Raw genomic sequence first — 19,110 nt, 5'->3', positions numbered from 1 at the left:
CACCGCGGTACGACCCCACCCACGCGCGACCCGCCCACGACCCGATAGCCTGCACGAACACCCGCACCACCGAAGGAGCCCCCATGGCCGAGTTCGCCGCCGAGGTCTACCAGAACGAGTTCCTGTCCGAGGGCGCGACGGACGTCCACGCGATCGTCACCGTGACGTGCACGGGGGCCGGGAGCGCGGGGAGCGTCGGCGGCGCGGGCGGGGTCGCCGAGATCATCATGGTCGACACCTCCGGGTCGATGTCGGGCCGGAACATGGAGGCCGCGAAGCACGCGGCCCAGGTGGCCGTGGACCAGATCCTCGACGGCACGTGGTTCGCGATCGTCGGCGGCAGCCACGTCGCCAACCGCGTCTTCCCCTACCCCAACGCCCGCATGGCGATGGTCCAGATGGAGCCCGGCGCGCGCGCCGAGGCGAAGCGCGCGATCTCGATGCTCACGCCCGGGGGCGGCACCGCGATGAGCACGTGGCTGCGCCTCGCCGACCAGCTCTTCGCGACGGTGCCGCAGGCGACCCAGCGGCACGCGATCCTCCTCACGGACGGCAAGAACGAGTCGGAGCCGCGCGCGAACCTCTCCGCCGCGGTCCGCGACGTCACCGGGCACTTCCAGTGCGACGCGCGCGGCGTCGGCTCGCGCTGGCAGGTCGACGAGCTGCGCGAGATCTCGACCGCGCTGCTCGGCTCGGTCGGCCTCATCGCGGACCCGAACGAGATCGCCGCCGACTTCGAGAAGCTCATGCAGGCATCCATGGCCCGGGGCGTGGCCTCGGCCGACCTCCGCGTCTGGGCCCCGCAGGGCTCCCTGGTGCTCTTCGTGCGCCAGGTCGCCCCGACCGTCGAGGACCTCACGCACCGCCGGGCCGAGGTCAACCCGCTCACGGGCGCGTACCCGACCGGGTCGTGGGGCGACGAGTCGCGCGACTACCACGTCGCGGTGCGCGTGGCCTCGAAGCCCGTCGGCTCCGAGCAGCTCGCGGCGCGCGTCCAGCTGGCGGTCAACGGCGAGGTCGTCTCCTCCGGCCTGGTCAAGGCCAAGTGGTCCGACGACGAGTCGCTCACCACGCGCATCAACCCCGAGGTCGCGCACTACACGGGCCAGACCGAGCTCGCCGCGGCCATCCAGGAGGGTCTCGCGGCCAAGGCGTCGGGCGACGAGGCGACGGCGACCGTGAAGCTCGGGCGCGCCGTGCAGCTCGCGCAGCAGACGGGCAACGACGAGGCGACGTCGCGCCTGCGCAAGGTCGTCGACATCGACAACGAGGAGCAGGGGACGGTGCGCCTCAAGCGCAACACCTCGACCCTGGACGAGATGGCGCTCGACACCGCCTCGACGAAGACGACCCGGGTCCGCCGGTGAGCGCCGTCGTCTGCCCCAACGGGCACCCGTCCGAGTCGACCGACTACTGCGACGTGTGCGGCGAGCCGATCGGCGCCGCGTCGCCCCCCGCCGCGTCTGCGCCGAGCGGCGCGACGCCCGCGCCGGGCGGCACCCCCGCCCCCGCGACGACCCAGCCCGTCCAGTGCCCGAACTGCGGGTCGCCGGCGGCCGGCGGCGCGCTGTTCTGCGAGAACTGCGGCTACGACTTCACGACGGGCGCCCTGCCCGACCCGGTCGACCCGCCGTCCGCGCTCTCGCTCGACCCGCCGTCGCGCCCGACGCCGCCCGCGGCCCCCGTCCCGGGCACGCCCTCGGCGCTCACGCCGCCCCCGTTGCCGGCCTCCGCCGCGACCCCGGCGTCGTCGTCCACCCCGCCGCCGCTGCCCAGCGCGGCCGCGCCCACCGCACCCGAGGCGGGCGCCGCGGGCGAGCCGGCCGCTCCGGGCGAGCCCGCGCCGTCGGGCACCCACCTGCCGACACCTCCGGTGCCGGGACCGGACCAGTGGGTCGTGGAGATCTGGATCGACCCCGACTGGTACACGGCGCAGCAGCCCGAGGACCCGATGCCCTCGGCGGGCCTGCCCGGCCTCGTCGTGCTGCGCGAGCGCAGCGTGCTCGTCGGGCGCCCGTCGGTGTCGCGGGGCATCCACCCGCAGGTCGACTGCGGCGCGGACACCGGCGTCTCGCGCCGGCACTGCCAGCTCAGCACGGACGGCCAGCGGTGGTGGGTCGAGGACCTGCAGTCGTCGAACGGGACCTACGTGAGCCCCGCGGGCGAACCGCTGCCGACGGACCCGGTCCCCGCCGGGCAGCGACGCGAGCTGTCCGACGGGGACCGGATCTACCTCGGCGCCTGGACGCGGCTCGTCGTCCGCAAGGCACTCCCGGGCGAGGTCTGAGCGGGGCTCAGCCCTCGCTCGCCCGAGGCTCGGCCTCGGCCGTGATCTGCGTCGCCGCACCGCTGCCCGCACGGTGCGCGACCTCGATCCGGCGGGGCCGGGCCTCCTCCGCGACGGGGATGGTCAGCGACAGCACCCCGTCCTCGTAGGACGCCGAGATCTTGTCGAGCGCGAGCCCGCGCCCCACCGTGAGCTGGCGCGCGTAGGTCCCCGAAGGCCGTTCGCGCGCGAGCCACTGGACGTCGGGGTCGGTCCGCTGGCTGCGCTCGGCGCGGATCGTCAGCGTCCGGTCCTCGACGGACACGTCGATCGTCCCCGGGTCGACGCCCGGAAGGTCCATCGTCAGGACGTAGTGTTCCCCCGCCCGGAACAGGTCGAGCGGCATACCACCCGACGCCGACGCGGCGGTCGTGCGTGCCCCGGACGCGAGCTGGCCGACCAGCCGGTCCATCGCGTCGAAGGTGGTCGTGAACGGGTCGGTCATCGCAGCCACACCTCTCACCTCCCTCGTCGGTCGGTCCCGGACCGTCCGGGACCGGTCGGTGCTCCCGCGAGGTAGGCACCTCACGGGCGGCTACACGACTGTTCTAGCACTCTCCCCCGGGGAGTGCCAAGAGGTCGTCGCGCATCCCGGCCGAGGGCATCCGGAAGCACGTTTGTCGGCTTCCTCGGGTTCCGCCGCCCGTCCGCGCGATCCGGTTGGGGGAACCCTCCAACCGCTTGTGCGATTCGTGCACGCGACGCCACCGCGGTCGTCCGCGCCGCCGTCGTCGCGCACCGCCGCGAGTCGGGAGAGTGGACGTGGCCACGACGGGTCGAGCACCGACCCGCCACGACGACGCAGGGAGCGCCATGACCGACGCATCGACCGGGACGACCGCGGGGACGCCCCGGACCGCCACGACGACCCCCGCCCCGGCGGCCGGGACCCGCGGACCGCTCGCCCTCGACGCAGGGGACGCGGCGCGCGTCGCGACGTTCGCGGCGCTGATCGCGGCGCTCGGGATGCCGGGCTCGATCGCGTTGTTCGGGAACGCGGTCCCGATCACCCTCCAGACGCTCGGTGTCATGCTCGCGGGCGCGATCCTCGGTGCGTGGCGCGGCGCGCTCGCCGTCGCGACGTTCCTCGCGCTCGCGGCGGCGGGGCTCCCGGTCCTCGCGGGCGGGCGCGGCGGCCTCGGGGCGTTCGTCGGCCCGTCCGCCGGCTACCTGGTCGGGTTCCTCGTCGGGGCGGCGGTCGTGGGCTGGCTCGTCGACCGGCTGCGCCGGGTGACGTTCGTCGGGGTGCTCGTCGCGTGCCTCGTCGGCGGGGTCGCGGTGGTCTACGCGCTCGGCGTGCCGGTCCAGTCGCTCGTCACGGGGGTGCCGCTCGCGACCACCGCGCAGCTCTCCCTCGCGTTCGTGCCCGGCGACGTCCTCAAGGCGCTGGCCGCCGCGGCGATCACCGTCGGCGTCGTGCGCTCCTACCCCGCCGCGCGGCGGTCGGGCGGCTCGGCAGGGCGTCCCGCGGCCGCCGACCGCGCCTTCTCCTGACACCTGCGAGAGTGTCCGCGTGCCCGTCGCCCACCAGGTCCTGACGCACGCCGCCGACCCGGCGGTGCGCGACCGACTCGCCCTGCGCACCCCCGAGCGGTCGCGCACCTACGCCGCGCTCGCCGCGGACGTGCGCGCGGGCGCGACGCACCTCACCGCGACGGGCACGCGTCCCGGCGACCTGGTCGCCCTGTCCCTGCCCGACCCGCTGGACCTGCTGACGGCGGTCCTCTCCGCCGACCACGCCGGCGCGACGCCGCTCGTGTGCGACGCGGCGTGGCCGCGCGCGCACCGCGCGGAGGTCCTGCGCACGCTGGCCCCCCGGACGTTCGTCGAGGTGCCGCTGCCGCGCGGGACCGGCGCCGTCCCCGACCTCGTGCCGGGGCTCGCCCCGCAGGGGGGTGCGAGCCCTGGCACGGGCCACGCGCCCGCCCCGGACGACCTCGCGTGGGCGGGCTTCTCGTCGGGCAGCACCGGCCGGCCGCGCGCGGTCGTGCGCACCCGCGCGTCGTGGGCGGGGTCGTTCGACGACGTCACGCGGCTCCTCCGCCTCCGCCCCACCGACACCGTGCTCGTCCCGGGGCCCCTCGCGTCGTCCCTCTACTGCTTCGCCGCCGTGCACACGCTCGCGGTCGGGGCGTGCGCGTACCTCACGCGCACCCCGGCGGCCACGACCTCCGCGCTCGCGAGCAGCGACGTCGTGCACCTCGTGCCGCAGGTCCTCGACGACGTGCTCGACGCCGTCGCGGCGGGAGCGCCGTCGCGGCTGCGGCAGGCGGTCGTCGGCGGCGCGTCCCTCGCCCCGGGGGCGCGGTCGCGCGCGGCGGCTCTCGGCATCGACGTGCTCGCGTACTACGGCGCGGTCGAGCTGTCGTTCGTCGCCTACGACCCCGACGGGTCGGGGCTGCGCGCGTTCCCGGGGGTCGACCTGGCCGTGCGGCCGCTGCCCGCGGCGAGCGTCGGTGAGGTCTGGGTCCGCTCGCCCTGGGTCTCGCGCGGGTACCTCGCGCGTGCCACGGGCCCGCTGCGCCGCGACGGCGCGTGGAGCACCGTCGGCGACCTCGCCGACCCCCTGCCCGAGCCCGCGCCGGGCGCCGCGCCCGCGTCGGCGCCCGGCGGGGAAGCCCGTGCCGGGCTCGTGCTGCGCGGCCGCGGGGACGGGGCGATCCTCACCGGCGGGTCGACCGTCGTGCCCGAGGACGTCGAGGTCGTGCTGCGCGCCGTGCCGGCCGTCCGGGACGTCGTCGTGCTCGGGACCGCGCACCGTCGCCTCGGCGCGGTCGTGAGCGCCGTCGTGGAGTGCGACGACCGGCCGGGGCTGCGCGCCCACCTGGAGCGCGTCGCGCGCGCGGCCCTCGCCCCGGCGCAGCGGCCGCGGCGCTGGTACGGCACGCGCGCCCTCCCCCGGACGCCGTCGGGCAAGCCCGCGCGCGGGGCCGTGAGCGAGGCTTTGCGCGGGACCGACCCGGCACGGTCGGGCCTGGAGCCGCTGCGATGAGACCGGGCCGAGGTGCGGCGGACGACACGCCCGTTGTGGTCGCGGCGCGCCGCACGTGGGTCGGGACGGCCGGGCACGGGCACCGGTCGCTGTCCGAGGTCGACCTCGCGGCCGCGGCTCTCGGCGCGACGCTCCACGACGCGCGCGCGGTGGGGGTCGCGGACGACGTCGTGGACGTCGTCCTGGGATGCTGCACCGGGCCGGGCGGGAACGTCGCCCGCGTCGCGGCGCTCGCCGCGGGCCTGGGCGTCGCCGTCCCGGGCCTCACCGTCGACCGCCAGTGCGCCTCCGGCCTCGCGGCGGTGCTCCTCGCCGCGCAGCAGGTCCGCGCGGGCGACGCCGGCCTGGTCCTCGCGGGCGGGACCGAGAGCGCGTCGCGCGCCCCGGCGCGCTCGCACCGCACGGCGTGGGGCGACGTGCCGTACGCGCGCGCCGCGTTCGCGCCGACGCCCTGGGCCGACCCCGGCATGGGCGCGGCCGCCGACGAGCTCGCGCGCCGCCGCGGTGTGACCCGCGAGCGCCAGGAGGCGTACGCGCTGCGCAGCCACGCGCGCACCCTGGCGGCGCACGCGGGCGGGCGGTTCGTGGCCGAGACCGTCCGGGTCGGCACGCCGGGGAGGTCGCTCGCGCGCGACGAGCGGGCCCGGCGCCTCGACGCCGCGGTGCTCGCCCGGCTGTCGCCCGCGTTCACGCCCGGCGGCACCGTCACCGCCGCCACCGCGAGCCCGGTGAGCGACGGCGCGGCGACCGTCGCGGTCGTGCCCGAGCGCGTCCGGCGCGGCCTCGGTGCCCCCGGCCTGCGCGTGCTCGCGTCGGCGACGGTCGGCTGCGACCCCGCCCTGCCGGGGTGGGGTCCGGTCCCCGCGGTGCGCGCCGCGCTGGAGCGTGCGGGCGCGCGGCTCGACGACGTCGCGGCGGTCGAGGTCGTCGAGGCGTTCGCCGCGCAGGTCCTCGCGGTGACCGACGCGCTCGGCCTCGACCCGCTCGCCGACCCCGCCGACGACGCCCGCGTGTGCGCGGACGGCGGCGCGCTCGCGCTCGGGCACCCGTGGGGCGCGAGCGGCGCCGTGTCGGTCGTGCGGCTGTTCTCCCGGCTCGTGCGCGCGGGCGCGCCGGCCGGGACGCTCGGACTCGCGACGGCCGCGGTCGGGGGCGGGCTGGGCGTCGCGGCCGTGCTGGAGGTCGTCCGATGATCGCGAGAGCCCGGGCCCGGCAGCGGCGACGAGACGCCGTCGGGGGCGCCCCGACCGCTCCGGTGGAGACGCCCGGCGCGATCCCCGGCACGTCGGACACTCCCGGCCCGGAGGCACCCGGGCCCGGCTGCACGGTCCGGATCGAGGACGTGCACGTCCGCCTCGGCGAGCGGGACGTGCTCCGCGGGATCGACCTCGAGCTGCGCGAGCGGCGCGTGGGGATCGTCGGGGCCAACGGCTCCGGCAAGAGCACGCTCGCGCGCCTGCTCAACGGGCTGGTGGTACCGACGTCGGGCCGCGTCCTGGTCGACGGGCTCGACACCCGGCGCGACGGCGCGGCGGTCCGCAAGCGCGTGGGGTTCGTCTTCACCGACCCGGACGCCCAGATCGTCATGCCGACCGTCGCGGAGGACGTCGCCTACTCGCTGCGTCGCCGTGCTCCGGCCGAGCGCGACGCGCTCGTGCGCACGGCCCTCGCCGCGCGCGGCCTGGCGGACCACGCGGACCATCCCGCCCACCTCCTCTCGGGCGGGCAGAAGCAGCTCCTCGCGCTCACGTCCGTGCTCGCGGCGGGGCCGCGGCTCGTCGTCGCCGACGAGCCCACCACGCTCCTCGACCTGCGCAACACGCGGCGGTTCGCCGCCGAGCTCGCGGCGCTCCGCCAGCAGGTCGTGCTCGTCTCGCACGATCTCGCGCTCATGGACGCGATGGACCGCGTGCTCGTCGTCGACGACGGTCGGGTCGTCGCGGACGACGAGCCGGGCCCCGCCGTCGCGCACTACCTGCGCCTCGTCGACGGGGCGTCGCCGTGACCCCGGGGACGTACCGGCCGGGAAGGTCGGTGCTGCACCGGGCCCCGGCCGGGGCCAAGCTCGTGGGTCTCGCGGTGGCCTCGGCCGTCGTGCTCCTGGCGTCGTCGCCGGCGGGTGTCGGCGCGGTGGTCCTCGTCGTCGGTGCGCTCTACGCGGTCGCGGGCGTGGGCCCGGGCGCGGCGTGGGACCAGGTCCGGCCCCTGCGCCTGGTGGTGCCCGTGCTCCTCGCCGTCCAGTGGCTCGCCCTGGGGCCGGTGCCCGCGGTCGTGCTCACGACCCGGCTCGTCGCGCTCGTCGCGCTCGCGGGGCTCGTGCTGCTCACGACCCGGACGTCCGCCGTCCTCGCCGCGATCGAGCGGGGGCTGCGGCCGCTGCGCCGCCTCGGCGTCGACGTCGACCGCGCGGCCCTCGTCCTGTCGCTCGCCGTGCGCTGCGTCCCCGTCGTCGCCGCCCTCGCCCAGCGCGTGCGCGACGCCTGCCGGGCGCGTGGCCGTGAGCACGACGTCCGCGCCTACGCGGTCCCGCTCGTCGTCGGCGCCCTGCGCCAGGCCGACGCGCTCGGCGACGCGCTGCGCGCCCGCGGCCTCGACGACTGACGGCCCGTCCCGCCGTCGTGCCGAGGGAGAGCCGTGGTCTCGCGAGGTGGAGCCGTGGCCAGGACCACACCTCTACCTCGGCGTACGAGACCTCTCCCTCGCGGAGAGGCCGCTCTCATCGGGTCGCAGGTTCGCCGGTGGCGCGGTGGCCCCGGAGGGAGACGACCGCGGCGACGAGGATGCCGACCACGGTCACGACGAGCAGGGCGCGGTAGTCGACCGCGCCCACGAGGGCGGCGCCGACCACCGTCAGCACGAGCTGCGGGACGTTGACGAGCAGCAGGCTCGCCGCGGCGACGCGTCCCTGGAGCCCCGGAGGCGTGCGGAGCTGCCGCTCGGTGACGAAGCCGACGATGGACCACGTCGCGCCGAGCCCGACCGCGCCCAGCCCGAGGACGATCGCCACGACGTGGGTCCCCGTCGCGGGGACGATGCCGAGCGCGAGCACGAGCAGTCCCAGCGCGACGAGCCGCTGCGCGCCCCACCGCGCGACGAGTCGGGCCGCCGTCAGCCCCGCGACGATCGCGGTGAGGGCCTGGACGGAGGAGATCGGGCCCAGCAGCGCCGCGGGCAGGCCGAGCCCGTCCTCGACGATCGCGAGGCTGACCGCGTTCAGGAGCCCGACCCCCGCGAACGCGACGAGCATGGCGAGCGTGAGCACGCCGAGCGGCGCCGTGCGCACGAGGTGGCGGAAGCCCGCCGTCAGCTCGGCCAGGTACGGCTCGCGCTCGGCGGCGGGGGTCGGCGGCGTCTCGACGAGCCGGATGCGGCCGATCACGGTGCCCGCGACCGCGAACGCGACCGAGGCCGCGACCACGAGGGGCCAGGCGCCCGCGAGCGCGTACGCGCCCGCGCCGACGACCGGCATGAGGAGGCGGAAGACCTGGTCGATGGTCGTGAGCCGACCGTTCGCGGGAGCGATGGCTTCGTCCGGGAGCATGTCGCGCACGAGGCCGGCCTGGGCCGCCGCGGTCGCGAACCCGACCCCCGAGTAGACGACCGTCACCACGAACACGAGCCAGACCTGCTCGGGCCCGCGGACCGCGAGGAGGGCGAGCAGGCTCACCGCGCCGACGAGGTACGTGACGACGAGCATCCGCCGTCGCGACACCCGGTCCGCGAGCTGCCCGAGGAGCGGGGACGCGAGCGCCGGCAGGCCGAGCGCCGCGAACACGAGCCCGGCGGCGCCGTTGGAGCCCGTGAGGTCCTTGACCCACACGGCGAGGATGATCGCGAGGACCGAGTCGGCGAAGTTCGTGAACCCCCACGCGACCGACAGGAGGCGGAAGGGGCGGGAGCGCAGCGCGGCGCGGGAGTCCGGGACGTCGCCGGGAGCAGCGGCGGGGACGGTCGTGGCGACGGTCTCCTCGGCCGCCGAGGGGACGTCCTCCGGCGCGTTCCGTGCCGTGACGGCCGTCGGCTCGGGAGGCGTGCTCATCGCGGGGCCTCCGGGAGGTCGGCGTTGACGATCGAGAAGAGGCGCGCGCGACGCGCTCCCGCGGGACGGAGCGACGGGTCGTCCCAGCGTCCCCGGAAGCGGTCCGTGAGCGCCTCGACCTCGCGGGCGAGCGCGTCGAGCTCCTCGCGCGTCGCGTAGAAGGACGCGCCGGTCATCGTCGAGGCGAGGAGCCACTGCGGGTCGTCGGCGGCGGACCCGGCGAGCCACGCCCGGACGCGCGCCGTCTCCTGGTCCAGCATGAGGGTCGCCACCGCGCCCGCGGCGTGCAGGGACTCCGGCACGTCGGGGTCGAACTTCGTCTGGCGTCCGCGCCCGACGGAGCGCCACGGCCGCTCCTTGCCGCGGCGCTCCGCGGGCTCGACGTACCCGTACTTGGCGAGCATCCGCAGGTGGAAGGAACAGCTCGCGACGGACTCCCCCGTCACCTCGGCGCACCGGGTCGCGGTGACCTCGCCCTCGTCGTCGAGCAGCGCGAGGATCCTCAGGCGCAGCGGGTGGGCGAGCGCCCGGATCGTCGCCGGGTCGGTCGCGACGACCTGCCCGGGCTCGGGCCGCGGGCCGCGCGGGAGGCGGTCCGACGACGCCGGGCCGGTGTCGGTCGGGACGGCCGCGGCGTCCGGCGAGCCGGCGGGCGGGTCGGCTGGTGTGCTCATGCCCGCCACGCTAGTTCACGAAAGAGTTCTTGCGCAAGAGTTCTTTAGTAAGCGTCTGCCGCTCCGGGATCCTCCCGACGCGCGACCACGAGGTCGTGGACGCGGCTCACCGCGACCACGACGCCGAGCACCGCCACGGCGAGCGACAGCCCCGCCAGCACGTCGGTGAGGAAGTGGTAGCCGAGGTAGAGCCGGCTCAGCGCCACGGCACCGATCACCACGACCGACGCCGCGGCCCAGACCGCCAGGACACGGCCGTCGTGGTGGCGGTGCCACACCAGGTAGCCACCGACGAGGACGAGCGTCGCCGCCCCGATCGTGTGACCGGACGGGAAGGAGAACGACCGCTCCACCCCGGCGACGACCATCGAGACGTCGGGCGGCCGCGGCCGCGCGATCGCGGCCTTGAGCACCGTCGAGACCAGCGTCGCGAGCACCATGGCCCCCGCGAGCAGCCCGGGTTCCCACCACGTCCCCGTGCGGCGCGCCCACACCAGGCACCCCACCGCGACGAGGACGGGCAGCACGAACGGGCCAGACACGGTCGTGACCACCGTCAGGACGCCCGTCGCGACCGAGGTGCGGTGCGCGACCATCCACGCGAGCAGCGGCTCGTCGAGGCGCCACAGGTCGTCCTGGTCACGGACCGCGTCCAGGAGGAGCGCGAACCCCGCGACGCCGGCGAGCACCAGGAGCACGCCCGGCCACACGCTCGCCAGGACCTCGCGCGCGGACACGCCGCGCCGTTCGCCCGCCGTGCCGCGTGCCTGCCCGTCTGCCGCTCTCATCCCCGGAGGCTACGCACGGCGAGCCGACGGCGCAGCGCGACCGTCCGCCGTCGGCCACCAGGGCACCCACCCGACGCTCGTGGCGAAAAAGGGATGCACCGCCCACGACGACCGTGGTCGTATGTACTCACACCGCGGTGACGTCCGTCCGGTCCGTACCGGGCGGTGGAGGGTCCGGCCAGACCCACGAACCCAGCGTCACGAGAGCAGACCATGCATCCCTTGATCACGTACGACGTGGCGGCCCTCAGCCGTCGCGAGCAGCTGCAGGAGCAGACCCTGCGCCGGTCGCAGCTGCGCCGCACCACGACCCGCGTCCCGGCGAACACCCGGCAGGCCCGCCTGCCGCGCCGCACCGCATGACGCGCACCGACCGCTCGCCGCGCCGGGGACCTTCCCCGACAGGCGGCGGCGCACCTCGCCGAAGGCCCCGACCGTCCGGACCCCCGTGGACCGGACAGCCGGGGCCTTCGTCGTGCGCGCCGCGGCTAGGCTGTGGCGCGTGAGTCCTGTGAACGCGAACGAACGCATCGTCTGGATCGACTGCGAGATGACCGGGCTGGACCTGGGCGCCGACGCCCTCGTCGAGGTCGCCGCCGTCGTCACCGACTCCGAGCTCAACGTGCTCGGCGACGGGGTCGACGTGCTGGTCCGCCCTCCCGCCGAGGCGCTCGAGCAGATGGGCGACTTCGTCCGCCAGATGCACACGACCTCCGGGCTGCTCGACGAGCTCGACGAGGGCCTGACGCTCGCCGAGGCCGAGCAGCGCGTCCTCGACTACGTCCGCACGTGGGTCCCCGAGCCGGGCAAGGCACCGCTGGCCGGCAACTCCGTCGGCACCGACAAGGGCTTCCTCGACCGCGACATGCCCGCGCTCATGAGCCACCTGCACTACCGGATCATCGACGTGTCGTCCGTCAAGGAGCTCTCGCGCCGCTGGTACCCGCGCGCGTACTTCTCGTCGCCGGAGAAGCACGGCGGTCACCGCGCCCTCGCGGACATCCTCGAGAGCATCGACGAGCTGCGCTACTACCGCGCCGCCGTGTTCGTCCCCCAGCCCGGTCCCGACTCCGCGACGGCGCGCAAGGTCGCCGAGCAGGTGGTGGCGACGAGCGTCACGCGCGGTCGGACCCGACCCGCCGACGACGCCGAGACCTCCGTGGCCACCGTCACAGGGTCCGCCGACTCCTGACCTCGAAAAGCGGTCCGGGAGCCCCTCCCGGACCAGGTACACTTTTCGACGGCCGGTGCTTCACGCGCCGGTCATGGTGGGTATAGCTCAGCTGGTAGAGCACCTGGTTGTGGTCCAGGGGGTCGCGGGTTCAAGTCCCGTTACTCACCCCAGACGGCGAGGGCCGGTCTCCGAGACGGAGGCCGGCCCTCGCCGCGTCTCCCCGGTGCTCGGCGCCCGTGTCAGGCGGTGCGGTGCGAGGCGACGGCGAGCACGCCGCCCAGGCCGATCATCATGCCGCCGCCCGTCGCGCGGACCGCGCTCAGGCGCCGGGGCGACGAGGCGAACCACGACCGCGCCGCTCCCGCCGCGAGCGCCCACGCGCTGTCGCAGACGAACGCGATCACCGTGAAGACCAGCCCGAGCACCATCATCTGGGCGGGCACGCGACCGGCGTGGAAGTCCGTGAACTGCGGCAGGACCGCGACGAAGAACACGATGGTCTTCGGGTTCGTCACGCCGACGACGTAGCCCTGCCGCACGACGCGCCACCACGGCTCGCGCACAGGCGCGACCGCGACCGCGACGGCCCTCTCCCGCCGGTGCCGGATCGCCTGGACGCCGAGGTAGACGAGGTAGGCCGCGCCGACGAGCTTCACGCTCGTGAACACCGCGACGGACGTCGCGACGACGGTCCCGACCCCGAGCGCCACGGCGGCAACGAGCGTCAGCGCGCCGAGCTCGTTGCCGAGGACGCTCAGCACCCCGCCCCGGTGCCCGAGCGCCAGCGACCGGCCGACGACGAAGAGCACGCTCGGGCCGGGGACCACGACGAGCACCAGCGAGGCGAGCGAGAAGGCGAGCAGGGATTCGAGGTGCGGCACAGCGCCACGATAGGCCCCGACGTGACGAGCGTCACGGGAGATTCACGCGCGGCCCGCGGCGGACCCACGGGGCGTGCCACGACGCGAAGCCGACGTACCGGTGCGAGTGCGACGTGTCGGTGGTTCGTCGTACGGTCTGTGAGACGCGAGGCATTGCGCTTGACTGGCCGAACCGCGGTCGTGGTTGGGTGGAGGCCGTTCACCGACTGTCGGGAGGCAGCGCCCCATGATCGAGTTCCGATCGGTCACCAAGACGTACCCCGACGGCACGGCGGCGGTCGCGGACTTCGACCTGGTGATCCCGCCCCACCGCACGACGGTGCTCGTCGGGTCGTCCGGGAGCGGCAAGACGACGCTCCTGCGCATGATCAACCGCATGGTGGAGCCCACGTCGGGAACGATCGAGATCGACGGCGCCTCCATCCTCGACCGGGACCCCGTGAAGCTGCGCCGCAGCATCGGCTACGTGCTCCAGAACGGCGGGCTCCTCCCCCACCACAAGGTCGTCGACAACGTGACGACGGTCCTGCGCCTCGAGGGCACGCCGCGCCGGCAGGCGCGCGACCGCGCGCTCGAGCTGCTCGACACCGTGGGGCTCGACCGGGCGCTCGCGGACCGCTACCCCAGCCAGCTCTCGGGGGGCCAGCAGCAGCGCGTCGGCGTGGCGCGCGCGCTCGCCGCGGACCCGAACATCCTCCTCATGGACGAGCCCTTCGGGGCCGTCGACCCGATCGTGCGTGCCGAGCTCCAGACGGAGACGATCCGGCTCCAGCGCGAGCTGGAGAAGACGGTCGTCTTCGTCACGCACGACATCGACGAGGCCTTCCTGCTCGGCGACCAGGTCGTCATCCTCGAGAAGGGGGCGCAGGTGGCCCAGATCGGGTCGCCCAGCGAGATCATCGAGAACCCGGCGAGCGAGTTCGTCGCGAGCTTCATCGGGGCGGAGCGCGGCGCCCGGGCGCTGCACACGAAGCGCACGGAGCACGGGACCGTGCTCGTGGACGGCACCGGCCGCACGCAGGGCGTCCTGGTCGACGACCACGTCGAGGGCAGCGCATGACCTGGGTCCTGGACAACCTCGACCTCATCGGCCGCCTCACGGTCGAGCACCTGAGCCAGTGCGTGCTGCCTATCGTGCTCGGGTTCCTCGTCTCGATCCCGCTGGGCTGGCTCGCCTTCCGGTTCCGCCTCACGCGGGGCCTCGTGCTGACCCTCGTCGGGCTGCTCTACACGATCCCGTCGCTCGCGCTGTTCGCGCTGCTCCCGCCGCTCCTCGGCATCAGCTTCCTCTCCGAGCTCAACCTGGTCGTCGCGCTGACGATCTACGCCGTGGCGATCATGACCCGGTTCGTCGCGGACGCCCTGGCCTCGGTCGACCCGACGGTGCGGCAGGCGGCCCTCGCGGTCGGGTACGGGCCGTGGCGGCGCTTCTGGCAGGTCGACCTCCCGCTCGCGGGCCCGGTCGTGCTCGCCGGGCTGCGCGTCACGGCGGTGTCGACCATCTCGCTCGCGACGGTCGGCATCCTCATCGGGATCGACAACCTCGGGTACCTCTTCACCAACGGCTACCAGCGGCAGATCGTCGCCGAGATCCTCTCGGGCGTCGTCGCGGTCGTCGTCATCGCCCTGCTCGTCGACCTGCTGCTCGTGCTCGCCGGGCGAGCGGTCATGCCCTGGTCCCGGAAGGTGCGCGCATGAACCTGTTCTCCGACGCGATCGCCTGGATCTTCTCCCCCGACCGGCTCACGGGCGCGCTCCCCCTCCCCGAGGCGATCTGGACCCACCTCGCGTTCACGTTCGTCTCGGTGCTGATCGCCGCGGCGATCGCGATCCCCGCGGGGTGGGCCATCGGCCACACCGGACGCGGGCGGGAGTTCGCGGTCGCCCTCTCGGGCGCGGCCCGTGCCGTCCCGTCCTTCGGGCTCGTCCTCCTCCTCGTCCTCGTCCTCGGCGTGACCCACAAGATCGCGGCGTCCACGACGGCGTTCGTCCTGCTGGCGATCCCACCGATCCTCGCGGGCGCCTACGCGGGCGTGGAGGCCGTCGAGCGGCGCGTCGTCGACGGCGCCCGGTCCGTCGGCATGACCGGGTGGCAGGTGCTCTTCAGGGCCGAGGTGCCGCTCGGGCTCCCGCTGCTCATCGGCGGGCTGCGTTCCGGGACGCTCCAGGTCGTCGCGACCGTGACCCTCGCGGGGTACGTCGGCAACTGGGGCCTCGGCTTCTACATCGTGCAGGGCATCCAGATCCGCGACTTCTCCCAGATCCTCGGCGCCGCCCTCCTCATCGTCGTCCTGGCCGTCGTGCTCGACGCGCTGTTCGCGATCCTCCAGCGGGTCGTCGTGCCGCGCGGCGTGACCGCGGGCCGCTCCTCGGACGACGAACCTGCCCGGCGGCGCCGCCGCCGGGTCCCCGCACCGACCACCGCCTGACGCGCGGCCCCGACCGCCGTACCGCCCACCGCCAGACCGACCTCTCCCACTCCCTCCCGGTCCCCGGGACGGCCCTCAGAAAGGCAGACACATGCGCACCACCCGACGCACCGCCGCCCTCGTCGCCGCCGCGGCGACCGCCGTCCTCGCTCTCACCGCCTGCGGCGGCGGGTCCGACCCGCTCGACGCCGACACCGGGACCTCCGACGGTGGGAGCGCGGCGTCCGACACCATCGTCGTCGGCTCCCAGGCGTACTACTCGAACGAGATCATCGCCGAGATCTACGCCCAGGCGCTCGAGGCCGAGGGCTTCACGGTCGAGCGGAACTTCTCGATCGGCCAGCGCGACGCCTACATGCCGGCGCTCGAGAGCGGCGAGGTGCAGCTCTTCCCGGAGTACACGGGCAACCTGCTCCAGTTCTTCGACCCGGAGACCACGGCGACGTCCCCCGACGACGTGTACGCCGCGCTCCAGGAGGCGCTGCCCGACGGGCTCACCGTCCTCGACCAGTCGAGCGCGACCGACCAGGACTCGTACAACGTGACCGAGGCGTTCGCCACGGAGCACGACCTCACGAGCATCGCCGACCTCGCGGGCCTCGACGACGTGCCGCTCACGCTCGGCGGGCCCGCGGAGCTCGAGCAGCGCCCCTACGGCCCGCAGGGCCTCAAGGACGTGTACGGCGTCGACGTGTCGTTCGTCGCGACGGGCGACACGACCGTGCAGGACCTCGTCGCCGGCACGGTGAACGTCGCGAACGTGTTCAGCGCCGACCCGCGCATCCAGACCGAGAAGCTCGTGACGCTCGAGGACCCGGAGAGCCTGTTCCTCGCCTCGAACGTCGTGCCGCTCGTCAACGCGGACATCGCCGAGGAGATCGCGGACGTCATCAACCCCGTCAGCGCGGCGCTCACGCCCGAGGGCCTCGTCGCCCTGAACGTGCAGTCCACGGAGGACCAGCGCTCGCCCGAGGACATCGCGGCGGACTGGCTGTCGGAGAACGGCCTGGCCTGACGAGGATCGGACTCTCCGGAGCGCGGCCCGGGGTCGACGGTCTCGTCGGCTCCCGGGCCGCTCTCGTGGGCGGTGACGACCGCGGGTCAGAACGCTGCGAGGTTCTCCCGGAGCGACGCGCCGCGATCGGTGCGGAGGATGCCGCGGCGGCGCAGGACCGGGACGAGCTCGTCGAGCGTGCGGTGCACGGTGACCGGGTGCAGGTCGCCCCACAGCAGGAACCCGTCGTTGTCCGCGTCGTCACCGAGCTCCTCGAACACGTCGGCGAGCTCGTCGGCCGTGCCGACGAACCCGCTGCGGTCCGACAGCCGCCCGAGCCGCGCCTGCGCGCCGAGCAGCGTGCGCAGCGGCGTCGTGGCGACGTCGTGCGTCCCGACCAGACGCGCGATGCTCCCGTGCGAGACGTGGTCGCCGAAGACCCCGAGGTCGAGCGGCCGGTCGAGGTCGAGCGTCGTCAGGTCGGTCTCGAGATCGCTCGACTGACGCTCCGCGACCCGGCGGAGGGTGCCGTCGTCCGGGTGGGCCGACGCGGCGACGAGCCGGTCGGCCTCCTCCCGGCTCGACACCAGCACCGGCTGGACCGCGAAGAGGATCTTCACGTCGGAGGGCGAGCGCCCGGCCGCCACCGCGGCCGCGTGGACCCGTCCCCGGTACGCGCGCACGCTCTCGACGTCCAGCGGCGGGAGCGCGAGCTGCACGTCGGACCGCGTACCCGCGAAGGCGAGTCCTCGGCCCGAGCCGCCCGGCGACACGACGACCGGCTCGCCGTCGGTGAAGGGCACGAAGTTGAGGGGACCGTCGAACGCGTAGTGCTCGCCACGGTGGCGGACCGCGTCCATCCGGCTCCCGTCGGCGTACCGGCCGCTGGCCGGGTCCGCGACGAGCGCGCCCTCGTCCCAGCTCCGCCAGAGCGATCGCACGCCGTCGAGCCACTCCTCCGCTCGGTCGTACGCGGCGTCGTGGCCGAGGGGCGCTCCGTCCCCGAAGTGCCGGGCGGAGCCCGTGTCGGTCACGACGTTGAGCCCGAGCCGGTGGCCGCTGAGGTGCTGGAGCGTCGCGAGCTGGCGCGCCGCCGTGTACGGGCCGACCGCGGCGGGGTTGACGGTCGGCACGACGCCGAGGTGCCGCGTCGCCTGGAAGAGGTAGGGCGCGAGCAGCAGCGGGTCCAGCTTGGGCCCGCCGAACGCGTGCCGCACGCGCAGGTCGATCGTCGCGGCCGAGCCGAGCGACGGCGCGTCCTCGATGACCAGGAGGTCGAGCCCGGCCTGGTCGAGCTCGCGGGCGGACTGCTGGTAGAGGTCGGGAGACGTCCAGCGGTAGCCCCAGTCGAGGTACGGATGGCCCCAGCCGTGGGGTCCGAAGCCGCGCGCGAGGAACCACCCCAGGTGCTGCGGGCGGCTCACGACACCCTCCCCGGAGCGGCCGGGACGGTCGCCAGGGCCTGCTCGAGGTCGGCGACCAGGTCCAGCGGGTCCTCGATCCCGATCGAGACGCGCAGCGTGCCCGGCCAGATGCCCGCGGCCGCCTGCTCCTCCGGCGAGCGCAGCACGTGGCTCGTGCTCGCGGGGTGCAGGACCAACGAGCGCACGTCTCCCAGGTGCGTCATGTGCGTGAAGAGGCGCACGCTCTCGACCACGTGCCGCGCGGCATGCTCCCCGTCGCGCAGCGTGAAGGAGAAGACCGACCCCTGGCCGTCGGGCAGGTAGCGCCGCGCGAGGTCGTGCGACGGGCTCGACGGGAGTCCCGAGTAGTCGACCGAGAGCACCTCGGGACGTCCGGCGAGCCACTCGGCCACCTCGAGCGCGACGGCGCTCTGCCGTGCCACGCGCAACGAGAGCGTCTCGACCCCCTGCGCGACGAGGAACGCCGTGAACGGCGACGGTGTCGGCCCGAGCCGCGGCGCCACGACCTCGCGCGCGTAGGCGATGCGGGCGCTCCCCCCGAAGCGCTCGACGTAGCCGGGACCGCCGAGTCGAGTCCGCTCCACGAGGTGCGGGAACAGCGCGCCCGACCGTCCGGCGTCGAACGTCCCGGCGTCGACCACGACCCCGCCGAGCACCGCGCCCTGCCCGGCGAGGAACTTGCTCGCCGAGTGCACGACGACGTCCGCCCCGTGCTCGATCGGGCGCAGCAGGTACGGCGTGGCGAGCGTGTTGTCGACGACCAGCGGCAGCCCGTGAGCGTGCGCGACGCGCGCGACGGCGGCGAGGTCGACCAGGTCGTTGCGGGGGTTGGGAACCGACTCGCAGAACAGCACGCGCGTGTCGGGCGTGATCCGCCGGGCCCACTCGTCGGGGTCGTTGGCGTCCTCGACGAAGTCGGTCTCGATCCCCAGTCGGGGCAGGTTCTCCAGGAACAGCCCGCGCGTCCCCTCGTAGACGCTCGTCGCGGACAGGACGCGCTGCCCCGCGGCGACGAGGGCGAGCACCGCCACCGTGACCGCAGCCTGCCCGCTCGCCACGAGCAGCGCCTCCGCGCCTCCCTCGAGGTCCGCCACCTTGCGTTCGGCGGCGTCCGTCGTCGGGTTGCCGTGGCGGGTGTACGCGTACCCCTCGCCCGTGCCGAAGTGCGCCCCCGCCTGCTCGAAGTCGTCGAACCGGAACCCCGCCGTGAGGAAGACGGGCGTCGCGCGCGGGCGCACGCCGCCGGGACCGCACGCGGCGTCGCCCGCGTGGACCTGGCGCGTGGTGAAACCCCGCGCGGAGCCGGTGCCGACCACGGGGGTCGGCACCTCGGTGCGGATCGGCAGCATGGTCGGCCTCTCGGTGTCGCGGGACGGGGCGACACCGTAC

The 19,110-nt window shown here is 75.2% G+C and carries 20 protein-coding genes and 1 tRNA gene; 14 read left to right on the top strand and 7 right to left on the bottom strand.

What is annotated here, in order from left to right:
- Positions 1–83 precede the first annotated feature (83 nt).
- A complete protein-coding gene (locus A0J59_RS20630) occupies positions 84–1,367 on the top strand; it encodes a VWA domain-containing protein (RefSeq protein WP_064317307.1) in 1,284 nt (427 codons plus the stop codon).
- Positions 1,364–2,287: an FHA domain-containing protein gene (locus A0J59_RS20625; RefSeq protein ID WP_047233202.1), complete on the top strand. Its 924-nt coding sequence runs from the start codon at positions 1,364–1,366 to the stop codon at positions 2,285–2,287. Before A0J59_RS20630 ends, A0J59_RS20625 begins: the two co-directional genes overlap by 4 nt.
- 7 nt (positions 2,288–2,294) lie before the next feature.
- Here the strand turns inward: A0J59_RS20625 and A0J59_RS20620 are convergent, their stop codons facing one another.
- Positions 2,295–2,780, bottom strand: a complete 486-nt coding sequence (locus A0J59_RS20620) for an Hsp20/alpha crystallin family protein (protein ID WP_369799805.1) — start codon at positions 2,778–2,780, stop codon at positions 2,295–2,297.
- Between the two features lie 359 nt (positions 2,781–3,139).
- Between A0J59_RS20620 and A0J59_RS20615 the strand changes: the two genes are divergently transcribed.
- From A0J59_RS20615 to A0J59_RS20595, 5 genes are read left to right on the top strand one after another with little or no spacing between them, the layout of a single operon-like run.
- On the top strand, positions 3,140–3,820 hold the full coding sequence (locus A0J59_RS20615) for a biotin transporter BioY (RefSeq protein ID WP_064317306.1): 681 nt from the start codon (positions 3,140–3,142) through the stop codon (positions 3,818–3,820).
- A gap of 19 nt (positions 3,821–3,839) precedes the next feature.
- On the top strand, positions 3,840–5,318 hold the full coding sequence (locus A0J59_RS20610; protein WP_064317305.1) for a class I adenylate-forming enzyme family protein: 1,479 nt from the start codon (positions 3,840–3,842) through the stop codon (positions 5,316–5,318).
- Positions 5,315–6,511 carry a thiolase family protein gene (locus A0J59_RS20605; RefSeq protein ID WP_064317304.1) on the top strand — a complete coding sequence of 399 codons (1,197 nt, stop codon included), beginning with the start codon at positions 5,315–5,317 and terminating at the stop codon, positions 6,509–6,511. The genes A0J59_RS20610 and A0J59_RS20605 overlap by 4 nt, the downstream gene beginning before the upstream one ends.
- A complete protein-coding gene (locus A0J59_RS20600; protein ID WP_082919227.1) occupies positions 6,508–7,323 on the top strand; it encodes an energy-coupling factor ABC transporter ATP-binding protein in 816 nt (271 codons plus the stop codon). The genes A0J59_RS20605 and A0J59_RS20600 overlap by 4 nt, the downstream gene beginning before the upstream one ends.
- Positions 7,320–7,919 (top strand): energy-coupling factor transporter transmembrane protein EcfT, encoded by a 600-nt coding sequence (locus A0J59_RS20595; RefSeq protein WP_064317303.1) that lies wholly within the window; start codon positions 7,320–7,322, stop codon positions 7,917–7,919. The genes A0J59_RS20600 and A0J59_RS20595 overlap by 4 nt, the downstream gene beginning before the upstream one ends.
- 115 nt (positions 7,920–8,034) lie before the next feature.
- On the opposite strand, the gene A0J59_RS20590 is transcribed toward A0J59_RS20595, so the two are convergent.
- The 3 genes from A0J59_RS20590 to A0J59_RS20580 are packed head-to-tail and all read right to left on the bottom strand — an operon-like array spanning position 8,035 to position 10,819.
- Positions 8,035–9,357 (bottom strand): MFS transporter, encoded by a 1,323-nt coding sequence (locus tag A0J59_RS20590; protein ID WP_064317302.1) that lies wholly within the window; start codon positions 9,355–9,357, stop codon positions 8,035–8,037.
- The gene (locus A0J59_RS20585) at positions 9,354–10,031 is read right to left on the bottom strand and encodes a helix-turn-helix transcriptional regulator (protein WP_082141262.1); all 678 of its coding nucleotides are present in this window, start codon (positions 10,029–10,031) and stop codon (positions 9,354–9,356) included. The genes A0J59_RS20590 and A0J59_RS20585 overlap by 4 nt, the downstream gene beginning before the upstream one ends.
- Before the next feature lie 44 nt (positions 10,032–10,075).
- The gene (locus A0J59_RS20580; RefSeq protein WP_064317301.1) at positions 10,076–10,819 is read right to left on the bottom strand and encodes a phosphatase PAP2 family protein; all 744 of its coding nucleotides are present in this window, start codon (positions 10,817–10,819) and stop codon (positions 10,076–10,078) included.
- A 222-nt stretch (positions 10,820–11,041) separates the two neighbouring features.
- Between A0J59_RS20580 and A0J59_RS21755 the strand changes: the two genes are divergently transcribed.
- The 3 genes from A0J59_RS21755 (at position 11,042) to A0J59_RS20570 (ending at position 12,163) form a co-directional block, all read left to right on the top strand.
- Positions 11,042–11,182, top strand: a complete 141-nt coding sequence (locus A0J59_RS21755) for a hypothetical protein (RefSeq protein WP_156186391.1) — start codon at positions 11,042–11,044, stop codon at positions 11,180–11,182.
- A 187-nt stretch (positions 11,183–11,369) separates the two neighbouring features.
- Positions 11,370–12,011: an oligoribonuclease gene (orn, locus tag A0J59_RS20575; RefSeq protein WP_369799806.1), complete on the top strand. Its 642-nt coding sequence runs from the start codon at positions 11,370–11,372 to the stop codon at positions 12,009–12,011.
- 76 nt (positions 12,012–12,087) lie between these two features.
- Positions 12,088–12,163 (top strand) — tRNA-His (locus tag A0J59_RS20570).
- 69 nt (positions 12,164–12,232) lie between these two features.
- On the opposite strand, the gene A0J59_RS20565 is transcribed toward A0J59_RS20570, so the two are convergent.
- Positions 12,233–12,874 (bottom strand): LysE family translocator, encoded by a 642-nt coding sequence (locus A0J59_RS20565; protein ID WP_047233209.1) that lies wholly within the window; start codon positions 12,872–12,874, stop codon positions 12,233–12,235.
- Positions 12,875–13,100: 226 nt separating this feature from the next.
- On the opposite strand from A0J59_RS20565, the gene A0J59_RS20560 reads away from it, so the two are divergent.
- The 4 genes from A0J59_RS20560 (at position 13,101) to A0J59_RS20545 (ending at position 16,318) form a co-directional block, all read left to right on the top strand.
- Positions 13,101–13,934, top strand: a complete 834-nt coding sequence (locus A0J59_RS20560) for an ABC transporter ATP-binding protein (protein ID WP_064317300.1) — start codon at positions 13,101–13,103, stop codon at positions 13,932–13,934.
- Entirely contained in the window at positions 13,931–14,572 is a 642-nt protein-coding gene (locus A0J59_RS20555; protein ID WP_047233210.1) for an ABC transporter permease, read from the top strand. Before A0J59_RS20560 ends, A0J59_RS20555 begins: the two co-directional genes overlap by 4 nt.
- Complete coding sequence (locus A0J59_RS20550; protein WP_064317299.1) at positions 14,569–15,303, top strand: ABC transporter permease; 735 nt, start codon at positions 14,569–14,571, stop codon at positions 15,301–15,303. Before A0J59_RS20555 ends, A0J59_RS20550 begins: the two co-directional genes overlap by 4 nt.
- Before the next feature lie 91 nt (positions 15,304–15,394).
- Positions 15,395–16,318, top strand: a complete 924-nt coding sequence (locus A0J59_RS20545) for an ABC transporter substrate-binding protein (protein WP_064317298.1) — start codon at positions 15,395–15,397, stop codon at positions 16,316–16,318.
- A gap of 86 nt (positions 16,319–16,404) precedes the next feature.
- Here the strand turns inward: A0J59_RS20545 and A0J59_RS20540 are convergent, their stop codons facing one another.
- A complete protein-coding gene (locus A0J59_RS20540; protein WP_047233213.1) occupies positions 16,405–17,721 on the bottom strand; it encodes an LLM class flavin-dependent oxidoreductase in 1,317 nt (438 codons plus the stop codon).
- The gene (locus A0J59_RS20535; RefSeq protein ID WP_064317297.1) at positions 17,718–19,070 is read right to left on the bottom strand and encodes an O-acetylhomoserine aminocarboxypropyltransferase/cysteine synthase family protein; all 1,353 of its coding nucleotides are present in this window, start codon (positions 19,068–19,070) and stop codon (positions 17,718–17,720) included. The genes A0J59_RS20540 and A0J59_RS20535 overlap by 4 nt, the downstream gene beginning before the upstream one ends.
- Positions 19,071–19,110: the final 40 nt, after the last annotated feature.

It is taken from the genome of Cellulosimicrobium sp. I38E, from assembly GCF_001647255.1.
Lineage (GTDB): Bacteria > Actinomycetota > Actinomycetes > Actinomycetales > Cellulomonadaceae > Cellulosimicrobium > Cellulosimicrobium cellulans_E.
Note: the sequence above shows the minus strand (reverse complement) of the source record. Positions and strands in the feature narration are given on the sequence as shown.

Bases quoted from the DNA above. Each gene is read 5' to 3' on its own strand.
- A0J59_RS20630 (WP_064317307.1), top strand. From the start codon at position 84: ATGGCCGAGTTCGCCGCCGAGGTCTACCAGAACGAGTTCCTGTCCGAG.
- A0J59_RS20615 (WP_064317306.1), top strand. From the start codon at position 3,140: ATGACCGACGCATCGACCGGGACGACCGCGGGGACGCCCCGGACCGCC.
- A0J59_RS20605 (WP_064317304.1), top strand. From the start codon at position 5,315: ATGAGACCGGGCCGAGGTGCGGCGGACGACACGCCCGTTGTGGTCGCG.
- A0J59_RS20600 (WP_082919227.1), top strand. From the start codon at position 6,508: ATGATCGCGAGAGCCCGGGCCCGGCAGCGGCGACGAGACGCCGTCGGG.
- A0J59_RS20590 (WP_064317302.1), bottom strand. From the start codon at position 9,357: ATGAGCACGCCTCCCGAGCCGACGGCCGTCACGGCACGGAACGCGCCG.
- A0J59_RS20585 (WP_082141262.1), bottom strand. From the start codon at position 10,031: ATGAGCACACCAGCCGACCCGCCCGCCGGCTCGCCGGACGCCGCGGCC.
- A0J59_RS20580 (WP_064317301.1), bottom strand. From the start codon at position 10,819: ATGAGAGCGGCAGACGGGCAGGCACGCGGCACGGCGGGCGAACGGCGC.
- orn (WP_369799806.1), top strand. From the start codon at position 11,370: ATGACCGGGCTGGACCTGGGCGCCGACGCCCTCGTCGAGGTCGCCGCC.
- A0J59_RS20560 (WP_064317300.1), top strand. From the start codon at position 13,101: ATGATCGAGTTCCGATCGGTCACCAAGACGTACCCCGACGGCACGGCG.
- A0J59_RS20555 (WP_047233210.1), top strand. From the start codon at position 13,931: ATGACCTGGGTCCTGGACAACCTCGACCTCATCGGCCGCCTCACGGTC.
- A0J59_RS20550 (WP_064317299.1), top strand. From the start codon at position 14,569: ATGAACCTGTTCTCCGACGCGATCGCCTGGATCTTCTCCCCCGACCGG.
- A0J59_RS20545 (WP_064317298.1), top strand. From the start codon at position 15,395: ATGCGCACCACCCGACGCACCGCCGCCCTCGTCGCCGCCGCGGCGACC.
- A0J59_RS20535 (WP_064317297.1), bottom strand. From the start codon at position 19,070: ATGCTGCCGATCCGCACCGAGGTGCCGACCCCCGTGGTCGGCACCGGC.